Here is a 23188-nt window from a genome sequence, read left to right on the forward strand (position 1 = left end):
CAGTGGGTCGGACAGGCCAGCAGGCAAGGCAAGCACCAGGGAGCGCATGACGTGCGGCCGGTAGGCAGCAAGTACCTCCTCGAGGAGCCGCTCGGACGCGGCGCCACGGGCACCGTCTGGCGTGCCCGCCAGCGCGAGACCGCGGGCGCCGAGGCGGCCGTGCCGGGGCAGCCCGGCGAGACCGTCGCGATCAAGGTCCTCAAAGAGGAACTGGCCGGCGATCCGGACATCGTCATGCGGTTCCTGCGCGAGCGCTCCGTCCTGCTGCGGCTGACCCACCCGAACATCGTCCGGGTGCGTGACCTGGTCGTCGAGGGCGAGCTGCTGGCGCTGGTCATGGACCTCGTCGAGGGCCCCGACCTGCACCGCTACCTGCGCGAGAACGGCCCGTTCACCCCGGTCGCCGCCGCCCTGCTCACCGCCCAGATCGCCGACGCGCTCGCCGCCAGCCACGCCGACGGCGTCGTCCACCGCGACCTCAAGCCGGCCAACGTCCTGCTCCAGCAGTACGACGGGCAGATGCACCCGCTGCTGACCGACTTCGGCATCGCCCGCCTCGCCGACTCCCCGGGACTGACCCGCACCCAGGAGTTCGTCGGCACGCCCGCGTACGTCGCGCCCGAGTCCGCCGAGGGCCGCCCGCAGACCTCCGCCGTCGACATCTACGGCGCCGGCATCCTCCTGTACGAGCTGGTCACCGGCCGCCCGCCGTTCTCCGGCGGCTCCGCCCTGGAGGTGCTGCACCAGCACCTGAGCGCCGAGCCGCGCCGCCCCTCGACGGTCCCCGACCCGCTGTGGACGGTCATCGAGCGCTGCCTGCGCAAGAACCCCGACGAGCGGCCCAGCGCCGAGAATCTCGCCCGCGGCCTACGCGTCGTCGCCGAGGGCATCGGGGTGCACGCGAACTCCGCGCAGATCGCCGCCGCCGAGGGCGTCGGCATGCTCCTCGTGCCCGACCCGGCCCCCGCGCCGGTGCCGGACACCCCCGGAGCCGCCGACCCCACCCAGGTCCTCCCGCAGGGCGCGGGCTCGTACGACCCGAACGCCGCGACCAGCGTCATGCCGCACACCGGCGGCCCGGCCGGCGCCGCAGACCCCACCGCCGTGATGAACCACCGGGGCGCGGCCGACCCGACCGCCGTCATGCCGCCGGTCCCGCCGGGCTCGCCCGGCCACCCCGGCGGGCAGAACCAGCAGGGCGGCCCCGAGGACCCGCACCCCTGGCAGAACCAGCTGCGGGCGGCCCGGGACCGCAACGAGCAGACGCAGGTCCAGAACTACCTCGACCCGGGGCAGGACCCGCTGCGCCGCCGCCCCCAGCGCCAGGTGGCCCGGCCCCAGCAGCAGCCCCCGCGCCGCCAGGCGCCCCCGCCCGGGTCCGGCTACGGCCACCCGCAACAGCAGCAGCCCCAGCAGTACGCCCCGCAGCCCCAGCGTCCCCAGCCGCCGCAGCGCTACGCCCCGCCCGCGCCGCCGCCCCAGCAGCCGCAGCCGCCGCAGCGCGAGCCCCGGCAGCCGCGGCAGCGCAGCGCCAACCCGATGCGGATCCCCGGGCTCGGCTGCCTGAAGGGCTGCCTGTTCACGATCGTCATCCTGTTCGTCGCGGGCTGGCTGGTCTGGGAACTGAGCCCGCTGCAGGAGTGGATCGGCACCGGCAAGGGCTACTGGGACCAGCTCACCGACTGGTTCAGCACCGTGACCGGCTGGTTCGAGAAGCTCGGCGGGAGCAGTTCCGGCACGAACTGACCGGAACCGCCCCGCGAGGTTGGCGATTTGTCGACACCCGGCGGGTGATTTCCGCCTCGACGGTGAAGGTTGGCTCTCCGGACGCGTAGTTTTAGCGACAACACGCGTCGGTAGGAGCAGCCTTGGCACGGAAGATCGGCAGCCGGTACACCGCCCACCAGATCCTCGGGCGGGGCAGCGCCGGCACGGTGTGGCTGGGCGAGGGCCCCGAAGGCCCCGTCGCCATCAAGCTGCTGCGCGAGGACCTCGCGTCCGACCAGGAACTCGTCGGCCGCTTCGTCCAGGAGCGCACGGCCCTGCTCGGCCTGGAGCACCCGCACGTGGTGTCGGTGCGGGACCTGGTCGTCGACGGCAACGACCTGGCGCTCGTCATGGACCTCGTCCGCGGCACGGACCTGCGCACCCGGCTGGACCGGGACCGGCGCCTGGCCCCCGAGGCGGCCGTCGCGATCGCGGCAGACATCGCCGACGGACTGGCCGCCGCGCACGCCGCGGGCGTGGTGCACCGGGACGTCAAGCCGGAGAACGTGCTCCTGGACATGCAGGGCCCGCTCGGCCCCGGCGGCTCCCACCGCGCACTGCTGACCGACTTCGGCGTGGCCAAGCTCATCGACACCCCGCGCCGGACCAAGGCCACGAAGATCATCGGCACTCCGGACTACCTCGCCCCGGAGATCGTCGAGGGCCTGCCCCCGCGCGCGTCCGTCGACATCTACGCGCTCGCCACCGTCCTCTACGAGCTGCTGGCGGGCTTCACGCCCTTCGGCGGCGGCCACCCGGGCGCGGTCCTGCGCCGGCACGTCACGGAGACGGTCGTCCCGCTGCCCGGCATCCCGGACGAGCTGTGGCAGCTGCTGGTGCAGTGCCTGGCCAAGGCCCCGGCGTCGCGGCTGCGGGCCTCGGAGCTCGGGGCCCGGCTGCGGGAGCTGCTGCCGATGCTGGCGGGCATGCCCCCGCTGGAGGTCGACGAGCCGGACACCGAGTCCGAGGAGGAGTCCGAACGCGAGGAGCAGCCCGCCGGACCGGCGCCGACCGGGGAGCGCGTCCGGCGGCGGGGCGCGGTCCCCCTGGTGCCGGGCGCGAAGCCGGCCGACTCCAACCGGGACACCCACACCTCGATGCGCGTCCCCGCCCCCGACGAGCTGGCCGGCGGCGCCCACGGCACGGCCCGGGCCCCGCGCACCGCGGGCACCCCCCGCCCCGGCTCGGCCCGCAACCGCGCCGCGGCCCGGCGCCGCCGGGTGGCCCTGGGAGCGGGCGCGATCGCCCTCACGGCGGCGATCGGCGTCGGCGCCTGGCTGTCCACGTCGGACGACGACGGCGGCGCACCTCCCCAGGACACGAAGAACTCCGCCCCGCAGACCCCCTGAGCCGCCCGCTCCGGCCGCCCGGCGATGGCCGCCGGGCGGAGCCGTTACGCTGGAGGGCGTGGCAGTCGTCGACGTATCCGAAGAGCTCAAGTCCCTCTCCTCGACCATGGAGTCGATCGAGGCCGTTCTGGACCTCGAGAAGATGAGGGCAGACATCGCCGTGCTCGAGGAGCAGGCGGCCGCGCCGTCCCTCTGGGACAACCCCGATGAGGCGCAGAAGATCACCAGCAAGCTGTCCCACCTCCAGGCCGAGGTGCGCAAGGCCGAGGCCCTGCGCGGTCGCATCGACGACCTGGGCGTCCTTTTCGAGATGGCGGAGGAGGAGGACGACCCGGACACCCGTGCCGAGGCCGAGACCGAGCTCACCGCCGTGAAGAAGGCGCTGGACGAGATGGAGGTCCGCACCCTCCTCTCCGGTGAGTACGACTCCCGTGAGGCGCTGGTGAACATCCGTGCCGAGGCCGGTGGCGTCGACGCCGCCGACTTCGCCGAGAAGCTCCAGCGCATGTACCTGCGCTGGGCCGAGCAGCGCGGCTACAAGACCGAGATCTACGAGACCTCCTACGCGGAAGAGGCCGGCATCAAGTCGACCACTTTCGCCGTGCAGGTCCCCTACGCCTACGGCACCCTCTCCGTCGAGCAGGGCACGCACCGCCTCGTGCGCATCTCGCCCTTCGACAACCAGGGGCGCCGCCAGACCTCCTTCGCGGGGGTGGAGATCCTCCCCGTGGTCGAGCAGACCGACCACATCGAGATCGACGAGTCCGAGCTGCGGGTGGACGTGTACCGCTCGTCCGGCCCCGGCGGGCAGGGCGTCAACACCACCGACTCCGCGGTGCGGCTGACCCACCTCCCCACCGGCATCGTCGTCTCCTGCCAGAACGAGCGGTCGCAGATCCAGAACAAGGCGACCGCCATGAACGTTCTCCAGGCGAAGCTGCTGGAGCGCCAGCGCCAGGAGGAGCGGGCCAAGATGGACGCCCTCAAGGACGGCGGGAGCTCCTGGGGCAACCAGATGCGTTCGTACGTCCTGCACCCGTACCAGATGGTCAAGGACCTGCGCACCGAGTTCGAGGTCGGCAACCCCGAGGCCGTGTTCAACGGCGAGATCGACGGGTTCCTCGAGGCCGGAATTCGCTGGCGCAAGCAGCAGGAGAAGTAAGTTTGTCGACAAGGCAACTGCCGCCCCCGGGGCGGTAGTTGCTTTTTCTGTGCTCGGATGTCCGGGTTTTACATCACACTCACAGACTCAGACTCCCGGCATAGCCCCCGTAGTTGGACATGGCGGCCGCAAACGGCCTTGACGTGTTCTTGAAAAATGGGAAGGGTAAAGCGCGGCATGCGTGTCTCTGGGGCGCATGTGAACCGGGGGCCCTTTCACCGCAGCCGTCCCCGTCGAGCACAGCCCCGAGCGCTGCCTAATGACGATGAGCTACTGGGGGTAGCAACCACATGACGAAGAAGACGCGGATCCGTGTCGCGCGGATAGCCGCCGGTGCCGTGATCGCCGCCGGTGCCTCGCTGACCGCCGCCGGCGCCGCATCCGCCGCGGAAGCCGACGACTGCCTGCTCGGCATCCTGTGCGCCGACGAGTCGCCGTCCCCGACGCCGACCGACCCGCCGACCGAGCTCCCGACCGACCCGCCCACGGACCTCCCGACGGACCCGCCGTCGACCGAGGAGCCCACCGACGAGCCGACCGAGCCGACGGACGAGCCGACCGAGCCGACCGAGGACCCGACGACCGCCCCGACCGACCCGGGCAACGGGAACGGCACCGGCGGCGGCAACGGCAACGGCAACGGTGGCAACAACGGCGGCGGCAACAACACCGACCCCGACGGCGGCACCTCGCCGCAGGAGGAGGGCTCCTCCTCCCTCACCGAGATCGGCTCGGACTCCACCCCGGCCCCGCAGGCCCAGGCCCAGGGCAACGGCGAGGAGCTCGCCGAGACGGGTGCCGCGCAGACCACCTTCCTGGTGATCGGCGCCGCCACGATGATCGCCGGCGGTGTCGGCTTCCGTCTGCTGCCGCGCCTCGTGGGCGGCCGCGGCGGGGCTGCCGCCTGACGGTAGCCGCGTCCGCACGGACCGTGGCTGCACGGACCGTGGGCACAGCGCAACACCGAGGGCCCGGAGCGATTCGCTCCGGGCCCTCGGCCATGTCTGGGGGCGGCTGCCCACGCCGCTACGCGGTCTGGTGCGCCAGCAGGGCCACCGCCGCGATCAGCACCGTCAGCAGTGCGATCAGGGTCATCGGGTTCAGGCCCGCGAGGAAGTTCTCCTGCTGCATCCGCTCGCGGTTCGCGCGGCACACGGGGCAGCGGCCCTCGTTCACGGGGGACGCGCAGTTCGCGCACACCAGCCGGTCGTACGTCATGCGCTTGCCCTCCTTGCGCCGGTTCCACGTGTCCAACGTCCGTGGGGGTGGGAATGTTCCCCCCTCCACTTTGCCAGGTTCCGACGGCCGTCGCGCGGCTGCGCATTTTCTGTGGTTGTACGCACAGTCCCCCCGCGCCCCTCGGGGCTCGGTATAAAACGGCACATCCATGGCGCAACCACTGTCGGTGACTGCGATGCCCCACCCGGGTCGCGTATGGTCACGCTCATCTACCCCCGGCGACCCGTGGTGCATCCGTGATCCGATTCGACAATGTCTCCAAGGTCTACCCCAAGCAGACCCGCCCCGCCCTCAGGGATGTCTCCCTGGAGGTCGAGAAGGGCGAGTTCGTCTTCCTCGTGGGGTCCTCCGGCTCCGGAAAGTCCACCTTCCTGCGGCTGATCCTCCGCGAGGAGCGGTGCAGTCACGGTCAGGTGCACGTTCTGGGCAAGGACCTCGCCCGCCTCTCCAACTGGAAGGTCCCGCAGATGCGGCGCCAGCTGGGGACGGTCTTCCAGGACTTCCGCCTGCTGCCGAACAAGACGGTCGGCGAGAACGTCGCCTTCGCGCAGGAGGTCATCGGCAAGTCCCGCGGCGAGATCCGCAAGTCCGTGCCGCAGGTGCTCGACCTCGTCGGGCTCGGCGGCAAGGAGGACCGGATGCCCGGCGAGCTGTCCGGTGGTGAGCAGCAGCGCGTCGCCATCGCGCGTGCCTTCGTCAACCGGCCCAAGCTGCTCATCGCCGACGAGCCCACCGGCAACCTCGACCCGCAGACCTCCGTCGGCATCATGAAGCTGCTCGACCGCATCAACCGGACGGGCACGACCGTGGTGATGGCCACGCACGACCAGAACATCGTGGACCAGATGCGCAAGCGCGTCATCGAACTGGAGAAGGGCCGCCTCGTCCGCGACCAGGCCCGCGGTGTCTACGGCTACCAGCACTGATACCGCACCCGAGATCCACGGAAAGGCATAACCAGTCGCCATGCGCGCCCAGTTCGTCCTGTCGGAGATCGGTGTCGGTCTCCGCCGCAACCTGACGATGACCTTCGCCGTCGTCGTCTCCGTCGCCCTGTCGCTCGCCCTGTTCGGCGGGTCGCTCCTGATGAGCGACCAGGTCAACACCATGAAGGGCTACTGGTACGACAAGGTCAACGTCTCGATCTTCCTCTGCAACAAGAGCGACGCCGAGTCCGACCCCAACTGCGCCAAGGGCGCGGTGACCGACGACCAGAAGTCGCAGATCAAGGCCGACCTCGACAAGATGGACGTCGTCCAGGCGGTCACGTACGAGTCGCAGGACCAGGCGTACAAGCACTACAAGGAGCAGTTCGGCGATTCCCCGCTCGCCAGCTCCCTCACACCGGACCAGATGCAGGAGTCGTACCGCATCAAGCTGAAGGACCCGGAGAAGTACCAGGTCATCGCCACCGCCTTCAACGGCCGGGACGGCGTGCAGTCCGTGCAGGACCAGAAGGGCATCCTGGACAACCTCTTCAAGCTGCTGAACGGCATGAACTGGGCCGCCCGCGCGGTGATGGCGCTGATGCTGGTCGTCGCGCTGATGCTGATCGTCAACACCGTGCGCGTCTCGGCGTTCAGCCGCCGGCGTGAGACCGGCATCATGCGGCTGGTCGGCGCCTCCGGCTTCTACATCCAGGCGCCGTTCATCATGGAGGCCGCGGTCGCCGGACTCATCGGCGGCACCCTCGCGTGCGGCTTCCTGCTGATCGCCCGGTACTTCCTCATCGACCACGGACTGGCCCTGGCCGACCAACTGACACTGATCAACTTCATCGGCTGGGGCGCGGTGCTGAAGTATCTGCCGCTCATCCTCGCGACGAGCCTTCTGATGCCCGCGTTGGCCGCGTTCTTCGCGCTGCGCAAGTACTTGAAGGTGTGACGCATGCCAAGAGGGGTCGTGCGGTCAACCGGCCGTACGGCCCTTCCGCTTGTCCTAGACTCACCGGCATGTCAGGTCGTGACCCGTTCTGTCAGCCCCGTCGCATCCGTCGCGGGGCCGCCCTGACGTTGGTGTTCACGAGCGTGCTCGTCGCCGGTGCGGCCACGGGGGCGTTGCCGCAGGGCGAGGGGAAGTCCGCCCGGGACGAGGCCCGTTCGGCCGGACCGGCCGGGCGCCACGCGGACGTCGCAAGGGCGGCCGAGGAGGCCATGGCCGACGGCAAGTCCCCGATCCAGGCCGCCAAGCGCGCCGTCAGCCGCAGCGGTGACCGCTGGGGCGCCGTCTACTCCCGGGGCGAGTACGAGGAGTTCGAGGAGTCCCTCGACGGCCAGTACACCGGCGTCGGCCTGTGGGCCCGCAGCGAACGGGACGGCCGTATCGAGGTGACGAAGGTACGCGCCGGCTCGCCCGCAGCCACTGCCGGGATCCGCCCCGGAGACCTGCTGCGCAGCGTCGACGGCGAGAAGACCGACGGCCGTCCCGTCACGGAGGTCGTCTCCTTACTGCGCGGGGACGCCACGGACGCCCCCGCGGGCACCGCCGTCCGCCTCGGCCTGGAGCGCGGCACCCGCGCGTGGACCGAAACGCTGCGCCGGGCCCAGCTGTCCACCGACTCCGTCACCGTCCGGGAGCTCGCCGGCCGGGTCACCGTCATCAAGGTCGCCACCTTCACCAAGGGCTCCGGCCGCCAGGTCCGCGAAGCCGTCCGGCAGTCCCCGCCCGGCGCCGGGATCGTCCTGGACCTGCGCGGCAACTCCGGTGGCCTGGTCACCGAGGCCGTGACCGCCGCCTCCGCCTTCCTCGACGGCGGCCTGGTCGCCACCTACGACGTCGAGGGCGAGCAGCGCGCCCTGCACGCCGAGTCCGGCGGGGACACCACGAGACCCCTGGTCACGCTCGTCGACGGCGGGACGATGAGCGCGGCCGAGCTGCTCACCGGCGCCGTGCAGGACCGTGGACGGGCGCTCGTCGTGGGCTCCCGCACCTTCGGCAAGGGCTCGGTCCAGATGCCGAGCCGGCTGCCCGACGGCTCCGTCGCGGAGCTCACCGTCGGGCACTACCGCACCCCCTCGGGCCGTGGGGTCGACGGCCGGGGCCTCACGCCCGACCTGGAGACCGGCGAGGACGCCCTCCAGCGGGCCGGAACCGTCCTGCGGGGCCTCGCGAGCCCCTCGTAATCGACTTTCCGCAGGGGCCCTCCGTAGTGCGAAAATGGCGGCACTATGGCTAAGGAAAAAGGGCGCAAGCTGATCGCGCAGAACAAGAAGGCGCGGCACGACTACCTCATCATCGACACTTACGAGGCCGGCCTGGTCCTCACCGGGACCGAGGTGAAGTCCCTGCGCCAGGGACGGGCGTCGCTGGTGGACGGCTTCGTGCAGCTGGACGGGAACGAGGCGTGGCTGCACAACGTGCACGTGCCGGAGTACAGCCAGGGCACGTGGACCAACCACAGCGCCCGGCGCAAGCGGAAGCTGCTGCTGCACCGCGCCGAGATCGACAAGCTGGAGTCGAAGTCGGGCGAGACGGGCCACACCATCGTGCCCCTCGCGCTGTACTTCAAGGACGGCCGGGCCAAGGTCGAGATCGCGCTGGCGAAGGGCAAGAAGGAGTACGACAAGCGCCAGACGCTCCGCGAGAAGCAGGACCGCCGGGAGACCGACCGCGCGATCGCGGCGGTGAAGCGGAGGCAGCGCGGGGCGTAGGGAATACGCTGGCACCGACCCGCGTTGGTCACGTACGATGGTCACTGCACCCCACAGCGGGTGCGCTCCCCTCTCCGGAGGGATTGTCAACACAACATGGGGATGATCGGTTTCGACAGCGGCTGTCGAAGCAGGGGAAGCGTGTCGAGGAAGCGGCAATGATCTCGTAAACCATATGTCGCAAAAAATAATCGCCACTACCAAGCGCGATTCCCAGTCCTTCGCCCTCGCTGCCTAATAAGCAGTGAGTGAAGGACCCTTAATGGGTGTCAGCCCGGGAGCGTTCCCGACCCGGATCCTGGCATAATCTAGGGAACTAAACCATCGAGCCCGGTCACGGGGCTCGATGGGAAATCAAACAGTGACTGGGCCCGTCGGCGACTTGTTCGCGTGATCGCCGGGGCCGAGAAAATCACAGCGAACTGCACACGGAGAAGCCCTGATTCCGCACCGTTGGACGCGGGTTCGATTCCCGCCATCTCCACTCATCCCATGTGGGCAAAGGCCCCGTCGCTTATCTGCGGCGGGGCCTTTGTCATGCCGTCCGGCGTGACGTGCTCGCCCGTTCCGTCAGCCGGGGCGCAAGGAGCGTCGTCTCCGGTACGGGGGTGCCGTGCAGCTTCCGTATCAGGAGGTCCACCGCGTGGGCGCCCAGCTCGTCGGCCGGCAGGGACACCGACGTGACCGGGACACGGGGCGTCGTCGCCAGGTCGTCGGGGCAGACGGCCATGACGGAGAGGTCGGCGGGGATGCGCAGGCCGAGATGCTCGAAGGCGGCGCTCAAGGGGGCCAGGAGAGGTTCGTTGTGGACGACCACGGCGGTGAGGGCCGGGTGCTCGTGGAGCAGCCGCTCGGCGAGCCGCGGGGCCGTGGCGGGGTCGGGGCCGCCCGGGTGGACGGACGAGGCCAGGCCGTGACGGGTGGCGGCCGTGGTGAAGCCGTGCATGAGGTGGTGGGCGTAGGCCGTTCTGCGGAGGTAGACCTCCGGGGGCGAGCCCACCAGGGCGACCGTGCGGTGGCCCAGCTCCGCCAGATGGTTCACGCATGCCTCGCCCGCCGCCCGGAAGTCGAGGTCGACGCAGGTCAGGCCGTATGCGCGCGCCGGGACACCGATCAGGACCGACGGGCGGTCCAGGGAGCGGAGCCGGGGGAGGCGGGGGTCGTGGAGTTCCACGTCCGTCAGCAGCAGCCCGCCCACCGAAGCCGTGTCCACGGCGCGGCTCAGACCCGCCTCGGCCTCCTCCTGGGTGAGCAGCAGGACGTCGTGGTCGTGCGCCCGGGCCGTCGTCACCACCGACACCACCAGCCGCATCACCACCGGGACGTGCACACCGGCGCGGAGCGGAGCCGCCAGGGCCAGGACGTTCGGCTCGCCGCCGGCCAGGGCGCGGGCGGCGTGGGGGCGGTAGCCCAGGTCGCGGGCGGCCGCCTCGACGCGGCGCCGGGTCTCGTCGGAGATCGGGCGCTTGCCGCTCAGCGCGTAGGAGACGGTGCTGGGGGAGACCCCGGCCCGCCGTGCCACGTCCGTGATCTTGACCATCAGCCGAGATCCAGTGTGAGGAGGCCCGTGCCGGGCGCGGCCTGGACCTCGCGGTCGCCCGCGGCCAGGCTCCAGGCGGCCGCCGGGGCGGCGCACGTCGCCCGCAGGGTGTTCCCCTCGCGGGCGACCGTGAAGGTCACGTCCCCGACCGGCACCGTCACCTCGTCGCCGGGCCGCAGACCGTACGCCCGCAGCGTCACCCCGTCGGCGTGGTCGTAGTCCGGGCGGTCGTCCCGCGCGCCGACCGGGATCACCGCGCCGGGCCGGACCAGCAGCGGCGCGCTCAGGAAGCCGTGGTGCTCCCGCACCCAGCGCGGGCCCGTCACCGTCCCGCCGGTCACGAAGTGCGTCCAGGTGCCCTCCGGGACGTAGTACGTGACGTCGCCCTCGTCGCTGAACACCGGGGCGACCAGCAGGTCCGGGCCGAGCATGTACTGCCGTTCCAGGTGCGCGCACCCCGGGTCGTCCGGGAACTCCAGCACCATCGCGCGCATCACGGGCAGGCCCTCGGTGTGAGCCGTGCGGGCCGTCTCGTACAGGTAGGGCATGAGGCGGAGCTTCAGCCGGGTGAAGTGGCGGGCCACGTCCACCGACTCCTCGTCGAACAGCCAGGGCACCCGGTAGGAGCTGCTGCCGTGCAGGCGGCTGTGCGAGGAGAGCAGCCCGAAGGCCAGCCAGCGCTTGAACAGGGCGGGTGTGGGGGTGCCCTCGAAGCCGCCGATGTCATGGCTCCAGAAGCCGAATCCCGACAGGCCGAGGGACAGGCCGCCGCGCAGCGACTCCGCCATCGACTCGTACGTCGCCTCGCAGTCGCCGCCCCAGTGCACGGGGAACTGCTGGCTCCCCGCGGTCGCGGAGCGGGCGAAGAGCACGGCCTCCCGCTCACCGCGGTGCTTGCGCAGCACCTCGAAGACCGTGCGGTTGTACAGGTACGTGTAGTAGTTGTGCATCCCCTCCGGGTCCGAGCCGTCTGACCAGACCACGTCGAGGGGCACTCGTTCACCGAAGTCGGTCTTGAAGCAGTCGACGCCCTGCGCGAGCAGCGTCTCCAGTTTGGCGGCGTACCAGTCGCGGGCGGCCGGTGACGTGAAGTCGACCAGGGCCATCCCGGGCTGCCACATGTCCCACTGCCAGACCGAGCCGTCCGGGCGCTTCAGCAGGTGCCCGAGCGCCCGGCCCTCGGCGAACAGCGGGGAGCGCTGGGCGATGTACGGATTGATCCAGACGGAGACGTGCAGGTCACGGGCCTTCAGCCGGGCCAGCATGCCCTCCGGGTCGGGGAAGACACGGGAATCCCACCGGAAGTCGCACCAGTTGTGCTCGCGCATCCAGAAGCAGTCGAAGTGGAAGACGGACAGCGGCAGTTCACGCTCCCGCATGCCGTCGATGAAGGAGGTCACCGTCTCCTCGTCGTACGAGGTGGTGAACGACGTCGACAGCCACAGGCCGAACGACCAGGCGGGCGGCAGGGCCGGGCGGCCGGTCAGGGCCGTGTACCTGCGCAGGATGTCCTTCGGGGTCGGGCCGTGGATGACGTAGTACGTCAGCTCCTGGGTCTCCGCGCTGAACTGCACCCGGGAGACCACCTCCGAGGCGACCTCGAAGGACACCCGGCCCGGGTGGTCGACGAAGACGCCGTAGCCCGCGTCCGTGAGGTAGAACGGCACGTTCTTGTAGGCCTGTTCGCTGCACGTGCCGCCGTCGGACTGCCAGATGTCGACGACCTGCCCGTTCTTCACCAGCGGGCCGAAGCGCTCACCGAGGCCGTAGACGGACGTGCCGACGTTGAGGATCAGCTGTTCGCGCAGGTGGTGCCCGCCGGAGGCGTCCGTCATGATGCCCGCGTTCCTGTGGCCGCTGCTGGTGAGCGTGCGGCCGTGCGCGCGGAACTCGACGTGCCAGGGGCCGCCCCGGGCCAGCCGGAGCGAGAGGTCGCCGGAGGTCAGGGTCGCGTGCTCGTCGTCGTACGAGATCTCCGCGGAGGTGTCCGACGCCGTGAGCTCGAACTCGGGGCCGCGGGGCTCGCCACCGGTGAAGTGCGTCAGGGTCAGGCCGATGACGCCGGGCATGGGGGTGTGGGCCCGGACCGTGAGGACCGGGCCGGTCATCAGGTCGCCACGGGAGCGGACGGGCCGGGTCGGGGCGTGGATCTCCAGTGTGCCGTCCGACTCGGTGACGTCGAGGACCTGGGCCGGATGGGCCGCGGTGACGCCCTCGCGCAGGAGCCAGTAGCCGTCGGTGAACTTCATGTGGGGGTCCCTACTCTCCCGGCGCACGACACTCTCCCGGCGCACGAAGTCGAAGCGCTTCGACGATCGAACGTATGCGGGGGGCGTGAGGGCGTCAATGGGATGCGAGACACTTGGTGAAGCGATTCGAAGGGCTGCGCAGGGACAACGCCAGGGCCATGGCTGCCGCCATCACCGGGACCACGTAACCCGCCGTCGGGGAGAAGTGCTCGACCGTCCAGCCGCCGATCGCGCTGCCGGAGGCGATGCCGCCGAGCAGGCCGGTCACGGCGAGGGTCATGCCCTCGTTCAGCCTGCCCTCGGGAGTGCGCTCCTGGACCAGCGTCATGGTGGTCACCATCGTCGGGGCCGTCGCCATCCCGGCAACCAGCAGCGCGGCTGCCAGCAGCAGGAGCGAACCGGTGAGGGACGCGGCCAGCAGTGGCAGAGTCAACAGCGCCGCCATCGCCGCCACGCACCAGGGCAGCCGGGCCGCGGCCGGACCGTCGGGCTTCACGGCGCCGTACAGCAGGCCCGCCACGCAGGAGCCCGCCGCCTGGAGCGCGAGCACGATTCCGGCCGCCGACTGCCGCCCCTGCGCGTCGGCGAACGCGAGCGTGACGACCTCCGTCGCGCCGAAGACGCCGCCCATGGCCAGGCAGACCGCGAGCAGTGGGGGCATGCCGGGGGCGCGCAGGGGCGCCCTTCCGGGTAGGTGCGCGCGGACCGGGGGCTCCGTTGCGCGCTGGCTTGTGAACAGGACCATGCCGGTCAGCAGCAGCGCCGCGCCCGCGAGAGTGCCCGCCTCGGGGAAGAGCGTCCCGCAGAGGAAGGCCGCGAGCACCGGGCCCAGCATGAAGCACAGTTCGTCCGCCGCCTGCTCGAAGGAGTTGGCGGTGTGCAGTGCCTTCGCGTCGCCGGCCAGCAGATGTGCCCAGCGGGCCCGGGACATTCCGCCGGTGTTGGGGGTCGTGGCGGTGGCGGCGTAGGAGGCGAACAGGGTCCAGTCGGGGGCGTCGTGGCGCACGCACAGCAGCAGGGAGAGGGAGCCCAGGACGGCGATCACCGTGGCGGGCAGGGCCACTCGGGCCTGGCCGTGCCGGTCGACGAGCCGGGCGGTCCATGGCGCGACCAGGGCGGTCGCCGCGAGTCCCGTCGCCGTGACGGCACCGGCGAGGGCGTAGGAGCCCCGGGTTCCGGCGATCATCATGACCGCGCTGACGCTGAACATGCCCATCGGCAGGCGGGCGAGCAGGTTCCCGGCCGTGAAGGCACGGGCGCCGGGGAGGCGGAACAGGCGGCGGTACGGGGAGAGTTGCGGCATGCGTCCACCGTCACCCGGGGACGATCGGGCGGTCCAACACCTGTTCCGTGCGCAGTCACGCACCTGGGTTGTGAATCGCGCGGGTGCGGCCGAAAAGGGCATGGCGGAAAAGGTTCGCTCACTGTTCTTCATACAGAGATATGGAGATTCCTAATGCTCCTCATGACGCATGGAAAAGATGCTCATTCGGGAAAATCCTTCACTCGTTTGCCGCGCATCCGCCGAAGTGGGGCGACGGTTAGTCGGTACATGACCGAGGCGACCAGGAAAGACGGCTGGGCGGTAACGCTCGGCCCGTACACCTACATTCCCGCTCCAGCGCACTCGTCGGCGACCGTCAACGGGACGCTCACCAGAGGGGGTTGCCCGGTCACGTTGCAGGTGACGGAGTCGCTTCTGCGGGATTTCATCGACGCCATGAGCACGCTGGAAAAGGATCTCGCACGGCGGTGGATCAGTGCGACGGATTGGCCCGCTTTCGCGCTTGCGGAATAGTCGGGGCGCGCCATGTACGACAAGGTAGAGGGCACCGGCCGGCATCGGGCTCCGGCCCGGGATTTCATCACCCCACTGACCCCGCCGGACCCGACCTGGGACCCCGCCGAGGAACTGGCGTTCATCCTCGAGGAGGCCCTCGGGGAGCAGGCGGCGAGGATCCCCGCCCCCCGTGACGAGGATCGGGACCCGGACCCGGCACCCGCGCCCGCCCAGGGCACCCACATGCGGCGGCTCCAGGACATCACCGAGGAACTCCCACCGGTGCGGGATCTCCCCCGGCGGCACCGCAAGGTCCGGACCCGCAAGGCCCCGGGCGTGCTCCGCACCACCAGCTTCCTCGTCGCCGCCCTCGCGGCCGTCATCGGTCTGGCGGTGAGCCTCCTGAGCGGCATGGTCGCCTACGACCCCCTGCGCTCGGTCGCCGTGTCCCCCGCGGCGAGGGGCCTGCGCACCTGGTGGCCCCTGCTGGTGTACGGGCCCTGGCTGGTGGGTTCCCTGTCCGTCCTGCGGGCCGCGCTGCACCAGCGCCGTGCCGTGCACTCCTGGTGCGTGGTCCTGGTCTTCTCCTCCATCGCCGTCCTGCTGTGCGTCGTCCAGGCACCCCGGACGGTCCTCGGCACCGCGGCGGCCGCCCTGCCCGGCCTCGCCGCCCTGGCGTGCTTCCAGCAGGTCGTCCGCCAGATCACGCTGACCAGGCCGCCGATGCGGTCGGTACCTCGGCACCGGGTGGGGCAGGCTCCGTCCGCGGACGGCCGGAAGAGGGCGGAAGGCGTGAACGCCACGGAGGTCCGGACGGGCGAGGGAGAGACGCCCGGGAAGAAGCCCGGCTCTTGATCCTCTGATCCCGGGTGGTCCCGGCCGCTGTAGGTTCACCGCATGGCCGCCCACCTCGACCCCCGTCTGCTGCGTGGCTTCGTCACCGTGGCCGAGGAACTGCACTTCACACGGGCGGCGGTGCGGTTGCACGTGGCTCAGCAGGCGCTCAGTCGGGACGTGCGGCGGCTGGAACGGGAGCTGGGGACCGAGCTGTTCGTGCGGACCACCCGGCAGGTGACGCTCACCCCGGACGGGGAACGGCTGCTGCCGCACGCCCGCCGGGTGCTCCACGCGCAGGACGAGCTGCTCGCCGCCTTCCACCAGGCCCGGCCGCTGCTGGTCGACCTCAACTCCCCGGGCCTGGTCACACCCCGCCGGGTGCTGCACGAGGCACGGGAACTCGCCCCTCACCACGAGCTGATGGCCCGCTACGAGAGCGGCCTGACCGGCGCCGCCGGTGAACTGCTGGCCGGCCGGCTGGACGCGTCGTTCGGACGGTTCGCCGGGCTGGACCCGGCACTGCGGGCCGGGCTCGACCATCAGCCCGTGCGCTTCGAGCCGATGGCGGTCGTCCTGCCCGAGGACCACCGGCTGGCCGCGTGTGAGTCCGTGCCGCTCGCCGAGCTGGCCGGCGAGAGCGTCTACGCGGGCGCCGGCAACCCGCGTACGCCGGAGTGGACCGGCCTCGCGCGGCTGCTCTTCGAGGGCCGCGGCATCGAAATCGCGCCACCCGCCCCGCTGGCCGTAGGAGAGGAGGAGTTCCAGCGGATCATGGCCAGAACGCGCAACCCGATCCTGGCCGTCGTGGGGTTCCCGGCGCTTGCGTCGACGGTGGTGCGGCCCCTGGTCGACCCCGTTCCCCTGTCCCCCGTTTCGCTGGTGTGGCGCAGGGGCCTGACCCACCCCGCGCTCGACGCGCTGCGCCGGGCCGCAGCCCGCCTGGCTGCGGAAATGGGGTGGCTGCGCAGGCCCGCGGGCACCTGGACACCGGCCGGAGACGATGTCCTCATGGCGTCTCACGACTGACACGATTCGACACGGCGCCCACACAGAACCTGCGCGTGCGCTACATTCGACGCCTGAGCACGGTGTGGTACGAGGGGGCGTTCGGACGGGTGGGGGCCCGGTCCGACGGCGGGTGCTCAGGTCGTCAAGCGCACCTGAACCATCCCTGGGGGGAAGTGCGTGCGCGTGAAAGAGTGGCGAGAAGACGCCCAACCCGAGTGGCCCGAGGCCGCTACGGCTACCGGAGAGCTCCCGTCGGACGGCAGAGCCCGGGACAGAAGTGCGACGCAGGTCTTCCCGGGCCGTGATGTCCGGGTGACCGGCCACGGGCTGCCCGCCGGGACGGAGATACTGCGCGGCATTCCCCGCCAGAGTGACGGCGAGGCCGGCTCGCGCGCCCCGGAACCGGGGAGCCGGACCGCGGTCCGTGACCCCTGGCAGGAGCAGGAGGTGGCGGGCCCGTCCGGGCACGCCACCGACGCGGACGGGCAGACCCACGATCCGCACGAGGTCACGGTCCAGCTCGACGCCGTGCAGCTCGGGGAGGGCTTCCTGCGGCAGGTGAAGGAGGGCCCGGGCGACGAGGCCGCCGCCGACCGGCCCGTCTTCGTCGACGAGTCCGGCCGCCGCAGCCGCCGCTACCGCCGCATCGGCATGGCCGTCGCCCTGGCCTGCGGGGTCTACGCCGTCGTCATCGTCGCCACGCTGCTGTCGGGCAACTCCAACGCCCCCTGGCTGCCCGTGCCGACCAAGGACGACAACCCGCCGGCGGGGCAGGTCGACAGCCCGCCGCTGACCGCCGAGTCGGCTCCGACCGGAGAGGCCGGCGACACCGGCGTCACCGCGCCGGGCAGCGCACCGGCGACCGGCGGGGCCACGGCACCCGTGCCCGGCCCCAGCGCCGCCGCACCCGGTGCCACCGCCGGCCCCGACCGTCCCGGCACGTCCGCCAAGCCCTCGCCGACCGCGACCCGGACCACCCCGGCGCCGGGCGGCAAGGCCACCGACCCGGCCCCGACCAAACCGGCGGACCCGCCGAGCACGCCGGCCACCGACCCCACACCGACGGGCGAGCCCACGGCCACGCCCACGGAGACGACGGGCACCGGCGGCGACGGCGGCACGGTCGCGGAGGGCCCGGCCGAGCCGCAGCCCGTCGCCGAGACGCCCGCCGCGGCCTAGACCGCGTCGCCGTCCGGACCGCGTCGTCGCCTGAACCGCGACGCTGCCCGAACCGCGCCGCGAAGCGGCGCCCGCCGCTCCGGGCGCCGCACAAGGTCCTTCCGGCCGGGCACCGCACGATCGCCTGTTCGGTCAGGCGCAGCATCAACGTCTGTTCGGCCGGGCGCAGCATCACCGCCCTTCCGGTCGGGCGCAGCACCATCGCCCGTTCGGTCGGGTAACGCACCACCGCCCATCCGGCACCGCACCACCGCCCGTCCGGCCAGGCACCCCGCACCACCCGCCCATCCGGCAGGCACCCGCACCACCGCCCATCCGGCACCGCACCACCGTCTGTTCGACCGGGCACCGCACCGCCGCCCGTCCGGCCAGGCACCCGCACCACCCGCCCATCCGGCAGGCACCCGCACCACCGCCCGTCCGGCAACGGCCAAGCACTTCCCACCGGCCCCGGCCGGCCCGGGGAAGTCGGGCTCTTCGGGGCGGCTCGGCGGCGGGGCCGCCTCTCGATCGAGGCCGGCCGCTCCGACCGACCCGCCCGCCGGTGCGGCGGACGCGCAACCGCGACGTCCCCGCCGGCCGGGCCCGTCCCCACCACACCGTCCGCCCGCCCCGTCTCCGCACCACCCCAATCCCGCACCGTCCGCCCGCCCCGTCCCCGCCCCGTCCGCCCGTCCCCGTACCACCCCATCCCGCACCACCCGGAGTACCACCACCCATGGCATCCCGTACTCGCCGTTCCGGGCGCGCGTCCCGAGCCCCTGGCGGCTCCAGGCGCCGGCGCCTGCCCATGCGTCTGTTGCTGCCCCTGCTCGTGCTCGTCGCGCTGGGCGCGATGCTCATGCTGCGCGGATACGTGCACAGCGAGGTCCTCGCCGACCACCGCGTCGGACCGCCCGCCGCGAACGACCGCGTCCCGAAGGACATCCTCAAGGGCGGCCCGGTCATCGACACCCGCAGCGGGAAGGCGACCAGCCTGGACCTCCCCGACCACGAGCTGGTGCTGACCTTCGACGACGGTCCCGACCCGATGTGGACGCCCAAGGTCCTCGAGGTGCTGAAGAAGCACGACGCCCGCGCCGTCTTCTTCATCACCGGCACCATGGCCTCCCGCTACCCGGACCTCGTCCAGCGCATGGTCGACGAGGGCCACGAGATCGGGCTGCACACCTTCAACCACCCCGACCTGTCCCTGCAGAGCAAGAGCCGGGTCGACTGGGAGCTGTCACAGAACCAGCTCGCCCTCGCCGGCGCCGCCGGAATCCGCACCTCGCTGTTCCGCCCGCCCTACTCGTCGTTCGCCCAGAACATGGACAACAACACCTGGCCGGTCACCGAGTACATCGGCAGCAAGGGCTACATCACCATCGTCAACGACACCGACAGCGAGGACTGGCGCAGGCCCGGGGCCGAGCAGATCATCCGCAACGCCACGCCGAAGAGCGGCGACGGCGCCATCGTGCTGATGCACGACTCCGGTGGTGACCGCTCCCAGACCGTGGCCGCCCTCGACCGGTACGTCTCCGGGCTGCAGGCCAAGGGCTACCGCTTCCACACCCTCACCGGCGCACTCGACGCCCCCAGCGCGCACACCCGGGTCGCCGGGCTGGAGTCGCTGAAGGGTGAGGCGTGGGTGTTCCTGGTGCAGGCCTCCGAGAACGTGACCGGGGTGCTCGTCGCCGGTCTCGCCGTCGTCGGCGTGCTGGTCTTCGGGCGTCTCGGGCTGATGCTGATCCTCTCCGTGGCGCACGCCCGCCGGGTGCGACGCCGCGGCTTCAGCTGGGGCGACCCCATCACGGAACCGGTCTCCGTCCTCGTACCCGCCTACAACGAGGCCAAGTGCATCGAGCAGACGGTCCGTTCCCTCGTCGCCAGCGACCACCCCATCGAGGTGCTGGTCATCGACGACGGCTCCAGTGACGGCACCGCCCGCATCGTCGAGAACCTCGGCCTGCCCGGCGTACGCGTCGTCCGCCAGCTCAACGCGGGCAAGCCCGCCGCCCTCAACCGGGGCATCGCCAACGCCAAGTACGACCTGATCGTGATGATGGACGGCGACACCGTCTTCGAACCGACCACCGTCCGCGAACTCGTCCAGCCCTTCGGCGACCCGCGCGTCGGCGCCGTCGCGGGCAACGCCAAGGTCGGCAACCGCGACTCCCTCATCGGCGCGTGGCAGCACATCGAGTACGTGATGGGCTTCAACCTCGACCGCCGCATGTACGACGTGCTGCGCTGCATGCCCACCATCCCCGGCGCGGTCGGGGCGTTCCGGCGCAGCGCACTGGAACGCGTCGGCGGCATGAGCGACGACACGCTCGCCGAGGACACCGACATCACCATGGCCATGCACCGGGACGGCTGGCACGTGGTGTACGCCGAGAAGGCCGTCGCCTGGACCGAGGCCCCGGAGTCCGTCCAGCAGCTGTGGTCCCAGCGCTACCGCTGGTCGTACGGCACCATGCAGGCCATCTGGAAGCACCGCCGGTCCATCGTCGAGCGGGGACCCTCGGGCCGCTTCGGCCGGGTGGGCATGCCCCTGGTGTCGATGTTCATGGTCGTGGCGCCGCTGCTGGCCCCGCTGATCGACGTGTTCCTGCTGTACGGGCTGGTGTTCGGGCCCACGGAGAAGACCATCGGCGCCTGGCTGGGCGTCCTCGCGGTACAAGGGGTGTGCGCGGCCTACGCGTTCCACCTGGACAAGGAACGCATGACCCACCTGATCTCACTCCCGCTCCAGCAGATCCTCTACCGCCAGCTCATGTACGTCGTGCTGCTCCAGTCCTGGATCACCGCCCTCACCGGCGGCCGGCTGCGCTGGCAGAAGCTGCGGCGCACCGGCGCGGTGGGCCTGCCCGGGGGCGGCTCCCCCGCGGCCCAGCCGCAGATGGACGGGAGGCCGGTCGGATGACCACGCACGCGACTCCCGTCACCGAGGCCGCCCCGCAGGAGCCGGCCGCCGCCAAGAAGCCCGGCCGCGACCGGTACTTCGACCTGCTGCGCGCCCTCGCCCTGTTCCGTGTCGTGCTGTACCACCTGACGGGCTGGGCCTGGCTGCCGCTGGTGTTCCCGTCCATGGGCGTGATGTTCGCGCTCGCCGGGAACCTCATGGCCCGCTCGCTGAAGCGCCCGGCCGTGCAGGTGATCCGCGGCCGGATGCGCCGGCTGCTGCCGCCGCTGTGGCTGCTCGGCGTCGTGGGCGTCACCGGCATGGTCCTCCAGGGCTGGGGCCCGGACGAGGACGGGCACCCCGGCTGGTGGCTGCTCCACCTCACTTTCTGGATCGTCCCGCTCAGCGACCCGCCCTACGCGGAGGGCCTGCCCGGCATCCACGGCTTCATCGGCGAGAACTGGGCCGCGGACCTCGCGGGCCCGCTCTGGTACATCCGCGCCTACCTCTGGTACGTCCTGCTCTCCCCGGTGCTGCTGAAGGCCCTGCGCGCCCTGCCGGTCCTCACGATCCTCATGCCGATCGCCCTGGCCGTCGGCTTCGAGCAGGGCTGGATCACGCTGCCCGGCGAGCGGATCCCCTCGGCGCTCACGGACTTCTCCACCTTCGGTGCCTGCTGGATCCTCGGCATGGCCCACCAGGAGGGCATCCTGCGGCGGCTGCCGCGCTACATCGTGCCGTCCGTCGCACCCGTCATCGCCCTGGCCGGCCTCTGGTACGCCCTGCACCACGACTTCGGCACCGGCAACGACCTCGACAGCATGCCGCTCGCCCAGGCCCTGTGGTCCTTCGGCACGGTGTTCCTGCTGCTGCACCTCAGCCCGTCCTGGACGGAGTGGCCGCGCCGGCTGCGCGCCTTCGCGGGGACGATCACACTGCTCAACTCCCGGGCCGTGACCATCTACCTGTGGCACAACACCTGCATCCTGATCGCCGCCACCCTCTGGGACCAGCTGTGGGGCTTCCCCCTGCTGGAACAGAACGTGCCCGGGCTGCTGGAGAGTGTCTGGCCGGTGCTGGTCCTGGTCTGGATCCTCATCGGCTGCTGCATCCTGGCCTTCGGCTGGGCGGAGGACCTGGCGGCCAAGCAGAGGCCGCGGTTGTGGCCGACGAAGGAGCCCCGGGCGAAAGCGCGTGGGGGCCGGAGGCGCGCCTGACCGGCCCCCGGTTCGCCTGAGGGACCCCCGTTCCGCCTGACGGGACCCCGTTCCGCCTGACGGGACCCCGTTCCCCCGGGCTCTCCCGGTGTGGAAAACTGCCTGGGTTGCGCTTGTGAACGAAGTGACCCGGGGGAGCGGTGGGGATGAGTAAGCGGCAGATGCAGAAGATGCTGCGGCTGATGGCGAGCGGGGAACCGGTCGAGCTCACCAGCCCGATGGCGTCCGTGAAGAAGCTCGCCCGGCTGGCCTTCGTCGCCCAGCAGTTCGGCTACGAGTACGCCGACGTCCGCCAGAGCAGCGGCCGCAACGGCGCGCTCACCATGCTGATCCTGCCCGACCCGAGCCCGCAGGCCCGGGCCCGGGCCGGGCAGAACTGGGCGCAGTACCCCGACGCGGCCGACGGTGTCTCCCTGCCGCCGCTCGTGCCCGACGCCTTCGAACTGCTCAAGGCCCGCATCAACTTCGACCTCACCGGCAAGAACGCCGAGAAGCGCATGGGCTACGGGGCCCTGGGCGTCACCGTCGGCTGTGTGATCCTCGCCTTCCGGTTCGGTGGCCAGTCGGACGACTTCGTCGCGGCCGGTGTGGTGTGGCTGCTGCTCATGGCGGTCTTCGGTATCGGCTTGGTGGTGACGCGCAAGCGCAACGCCAAGTTCGCGGCCCGGCTGCGGGCGGCGGGCTTCACGCCGGTGCAGGACGAGAGCGGGCGGCTGCGGTACCTGCCGCCCGGGGCACAGCCGACCGGGCAGGGCAATCCGTTCGCGGGCGGGCCGTACGGCGGGGCCGTGCCGGGCGGACCGGGTCCGGCGACGGGAACGCCGCAGCCGGCCTACGGGCAGCAGCCGGCCTACGGGCAGCAGCCGCCCGGGCCGTACGCCCAGCCCGCGCCCGGGCCGTATCCAGGACAGCCCGCGCAGGCCCCGTACCCCGGTCAGCCCGCCCCGCCTCCCTACGGCGGTCAGCCCGCGCAGGCTCCGTACCCGGGGCAACCCGCGCAGGCTCCGTACCCGGGGCAGCCGGCCCAGGCTCCGTACCCGGGGCAGCCCGCGCCCGGCCCCTATGCCGCGCAGCCCCCGGGCCCGTACGGCCAGCCGTACCACCAGCATCAGCCGCCGCAGCCCCACCCCCAGCAGAATCCCCACTGGCAGCCCCCGCAGCACTGACGCGGAAACCTCCCGGAACCTCTCATCCCGCCCGAGCGCGGGGTGAGAGCAAAGTTCCCTCGCGGTCACCCGCTGCCACAGGCAGGAAACGCGCCCTCTCTACCTTCGGGGTCAGTCACCGGAAGTACGACCGAGTCCCGGAGCACAGTGGAGGC

The 23188-nt window shown here is 71.7% G+C and carries 19 protein-coding genes and 1 other RNA gene; 16 read left to right on the top strand and 4 right to left on the bottom strand.

Annotated features, from left to right (window positions below; genetic code table 11):
• Nucleotides 1-51: 51 nt before the first annotated feature.
• From IE153_RS05165 to IE153_RS05180, 4 genes are all read left to right on the top strand, one after another.
• Nucleotides 52-1746 carry a serine/threonine-protein kinase gene (locus IE153_RS05165; RefSeq protein ID WP_189588596.1) on the top strand — a complete coding sequence of 565 codons (1695 nt, stop codon included), beginning with the start codon at nt 52-54 and terminating at the stop codon, nt 1744-1746.
• A 122-nt stretch (nt 1747-1868) separates the two neighbouring features.
• Nucleotides 1869-3116: a serine/threonine-protein kinase gene (locus tag IE153_RS05170; protein WP_189588597.1), complete on the top strand. Its 1248-nt coding sequence runs from the start codon at nt 1869-1871 to the stop codon at nt 3114-3116.
• A gap of 58 nt (nt 3117-3174) precedes the next feature.
• A complete protein-coding gene (gene prfB / locus IE153_RS05175) occupies nt 3175-4278 on the top strand; it encodes a peptide chain release factor 2 (protein WP_189588598.1) in 1104 nt (367 codons plus the stop codon).
• A 290-nt stretch (nt 4279-4568) separates the two neighbouring features.
• Nucleotides 4569-5186: an LPXTG cell wall anchor domain-containing protein gene (locus IE153_RS05180; protein ID WP_189588599.1), complete on the top strand. Its 618-nt coding sequence runs from the start codon at nt 4569-4571 to the stop codon at nt 5184-5186.
• 118 nt (nt 5187-5304) lie between these two features.
• Here IE153_RS05180 and IE153_RS05185 read toward each other — a convergent pair whose 3' ends face one another.
• Complete coding sequence (locus IE153_RS05185) at nt 5305-5496, bottom strand: hypothetical protein (RefSeq protein ID WP_097216953.1); 192 nt, start codon at nt 5494-5496, stop codon at nt 5305-5307.
• Nucleotides 5497-5753: 257 nt separating this feature from the next.
• On the opposite strand from IE153_RS05185, the gene ftsE reads away from it, so the two are divergent.
• The 5 genes from ftsE (at nt 5754) to ssrA (ending at nt 9654) form a co-directional block, all read left to right on the top strand.
• The gene (gene ftsE / locus IE153_RS05190; protein WP_003990615.1) at nt 5754-6443 is read left to right on the top strand and encodes a cell division ATP-binding protein FtsE; all 690 of its coding nucleotides are present in this window, start codon (nt 5754-5756) and stop codon (nt 6441-6443) included.
• A gap of 40 nt (nt 6444-6483) precedes the next feature.
• Nucleotides 6484-7401 carry a permease-like cell division protein FtsX gene (gene ftsX, locus IE153_RS05195; RefSeq protein WP_142163538.1) on the top strand — a complete coding sequence of 306 codons (918 nt, stop codon included), beginning with the start codon at nt 6484-6486 and terminating at the stop codon, nt 7399-7401.
• 68 nt (nt 7402-7469) lie between these two features.
• Nucleotides 7470-8639, top strand: a complete 1170-nt coding sequence (locus IE153_RS05200) for a S41 family peptidase (protein WP_189588600.1) — start codon at nt 7470-7472, stop codon at nt 8637-8639.
• Nucleotides 8640-8684: 45 nt separating this feature from the next.
• Entirely contained in the window at nt 8685-9167 is a 483-nt protein-coding gene (smpB, locus tag IE153_RS05205) for an SsrA-binding protein SmpB (RefSeq protein WP_142163541.1), read from the top strand.
• A 98-nt stretch (nt 9168-9265) separates the two neighbouring features.
• Nucleotides 9266-9654, top strand: a transfer-messenger RNA (tmRNA) gene (gene ssrA / locus IE153_RS05210).
• A gap of 48 nt (nt 9655-9702) precedes the next feature.
• On the opposite strand, the gene IE153_RS05215 is transcribed toward ssrA, so the two are convergent.
• The 3 genes from IE153_RS05215 to IE153_RS05225 form a co-directional block, all read right to left on the bottom strand.
• Nucleotides 9703-10707: a LacI family DNA-binding transcriptional regulator gene (locus IE153_RS05215; protein WP_189588601.1), complete on the bottom strand. Its 1005-nt coding sequence runs from the start codon at nt 10705-10707 to the stop codon at nt 9703-9705.
• Complete coding sequence (yicI, locus tag IE153_RS05220; RefSeq protein ID WP_189588602.1) at nt 10707-12956, bottom strand: alpha-xylosidase; 2250 nt, start codon at nt 12954-12956, stop codon at nt 10707-10709. Before yicI ends, IE153_RS05215 begins: the two co-directional genes overlap by 1 nt.
• A gap of 94 nt (nt 12957-13050) precedes the next feature.
• Entirely contained in the window at nt 13051-14259 is a 1209-nt protein-coding gene (locus tag IE153_RS05225) for an MFS transporter (RefSeq protein WP_189588603.1), read from the bottom strand.
• Nucleotides 14260-14508: 249 nt separating this feature from the next.
• On the opposite strand from IE153_RS05225, the gene IE153_RS05230 reads away from it, so the two are divergent.
• The 7 genes from IE153_RS05230 to IE153_RS05260 all read left to right on the top strand — a co-directional run bounded on the left by IE153_RS05230 (nt 14509) and on the right by IE153_RS05260 (nt 23033).
• Nucleotides 14509-14754 (top strand): hypothetical protein, encoded by a 246-nt coding sequence (locus IE153_RS05230; RefSeq protein ID WP_031111160.1) that lies wholly within the window; start codon nt 14509-14511, stop codon nt 14752-14754.
• A gap of 12 nt (nt 14755-14766) precedes the next feature.
• Complete coding sequence (locus IE153_RS05235; protein WP_229828825.1) at nt 14767-15591, top strand: hypothetical protein; 825 nt, start codon at nt 14767-14769, stop codon at nt 15589-15591.
• Between the two features lie 42 nt (nt 15592-15633).
• Nucleotides 15634-16599 (top strand): LysR family transcriptional regulator, encoded by a 966-nt coding sequence (locus IE153_RS05240; protein ID WP_189588604.1) that lies wholly within the window; start codon nt 15634-15636, stop codon nt 16597-16599.
• Between the two features lie 294 nt (nt 16600-16893).
• Entirely contained in the window at nt 16894-17760 is an 867-nt protein-coding gene (locus tag IE153_RS05245; RefSeq protein ID WP_229828827.1) for a hypothetical protein, read from the top strand.
• Between the two features lie 718 nt (nt 17761-18478).
• Nucleotides 18479-20671, top strand: a complete 2193-nt coding sequence (locus IE153_RS05250) for a bifunctional polysaccharide deacetylase/glycosyltransferase family 2 protein (RefSeq protein WP_189588605.1) — start codon at nt 18479-18481, stop codon at nt 20669-20671.
• Nucleotides 20668-21867 (top strand): acyltransferase family protein, encoded by a 1200-nt coding sequence (locus IE153_RS05255; protein WP_189588606.1) that lies wholly within the window; start codon nt 20668-20670, stop codon nt 21865-21867. The genes IE153_RS05250 and IE153_RS05255 overlap by 4 nt, the downstream gene beginning before the upstream one ends.
• 146 nt (nt 21868-22013) lie before the next feature.
• Nucleotides 22014-23033, top strand: a complete 1020-nt coding sequence (locus tag IE153_RS05260) for a hypothetical protein (protein ID WP_189588607.1) — start codon at nt 22014-22016, stop codon at nt 23031-23033.
• Nucleotides 23034-23188: the final 155 nt, after the last annotated feature.

The sequence above is a fragment of the Streptomyces massasporeus genome (assembly GCF_014648995.1).
GTDB lineage: Bacteria > Actinomycetota > Actinomycetes > Streptomycetales > Streptomycetaceae > Streptomyces > Streptomyces massasporeus.

Bases quoted from the DNA above. Each gene is read 5' to 3' on its own strand.
- IE153_RS05180 (WP_189588599.1), top strand. From the start codon at position 4,569: ATGACGAAGAAGACGCGGATCCGTGTCGCGCGGATAGCCGCCGGTGCC.
- IE153_RS05185 (WP_097216953.1), bottom strand. From the start codon at position 5,496: ATGACGTACGACCGGCTGGTGTGCGCGAACTGCGCGTCCCCCGTGAAC.
- ftsX (WP_142163538.1), top strand. From the start codon at position 6,484: ATGCGCGCCCAGTTCGTCCTGTCGGAGATCGGTGTCGGTCTCCGCCGC.
- IE153_RS05200 (WP_189588600.1), top strand. From the start codon at position 7,470: ATGTCAGGTCGTGACCCGTTCTGTCAGCCCCGTCGCATCCGTCGCGGG.
- smpB (WP_142163541.1), top strand. From the start codon at position 8,685: ATGGCTAAGGAAAAAGGGCGCAAGCTGATCGCGCAGAACAAGAAGGCG.
- IE153_RS05215 (WP_189588601.1), bottom strand. From the start codon at position 10,707: ATGGTCAAGATCACGGACGTGGCACGGCGGGCCGGGGTCTCCCCCAGC.
- yicI (WP_189588602.1), bottom strand. From the start codon at position 12,956: ATGAAGTTCACCGACGGCTACTGGCTCCTGCGCGAGGGCGTCACCGCG.
- IE153_RS05225 (WP_189588603.1), bottom strand. From the start codon at position 14,259: ATGCCGCAACTCTCCCCGTACCGCCGCCTGTTCCGCCTCCCCGGCGCC.
- IE153_RS05230 (WP_031111160.1), top strand. From the start codon at position 14,509: ATGACCGAGGCGACCAGGAAAGACGGCTGGGCGGTAACGCTCGGCCCG.
- IE153_RS05235 (WP_229828825.1), top strand. From the start codon at position 14,767: ATGTACGACAAGGTAGAGGGCACCGGCCGGCATCGGGCTCCGGCCCGG.
- IE153_RS05240 (WP_189588604.1), top strand. From the start codon at position 15,634: ATGGCCGCCCACCTCGACCCCCGTCTGCTGCGTGGCTTCGTCACCGTG.
- IE153_RS05250 (WP_189588605.1), top strand. From the start codon at position 18,479: ATGGCATCCCGTACTCGCCGTTCCGGGCGCGCGTCCCGAGCCCCTGGC.
- IE153_RS05255 (WP_189588606.1), top strand. From the start codon at position 20,668: ATGACCACGCACGCGACTCCCGTCACCGAGGCCGCCCCGCAGGAGCCG.
- IE153_RS05260 (WP_189588607.1), top strand. From the start codon at position 22,014: ATGAGTAAGCGGCAGATGCAGAAGATGCTGCGGCTGATGGCGAGCGGG.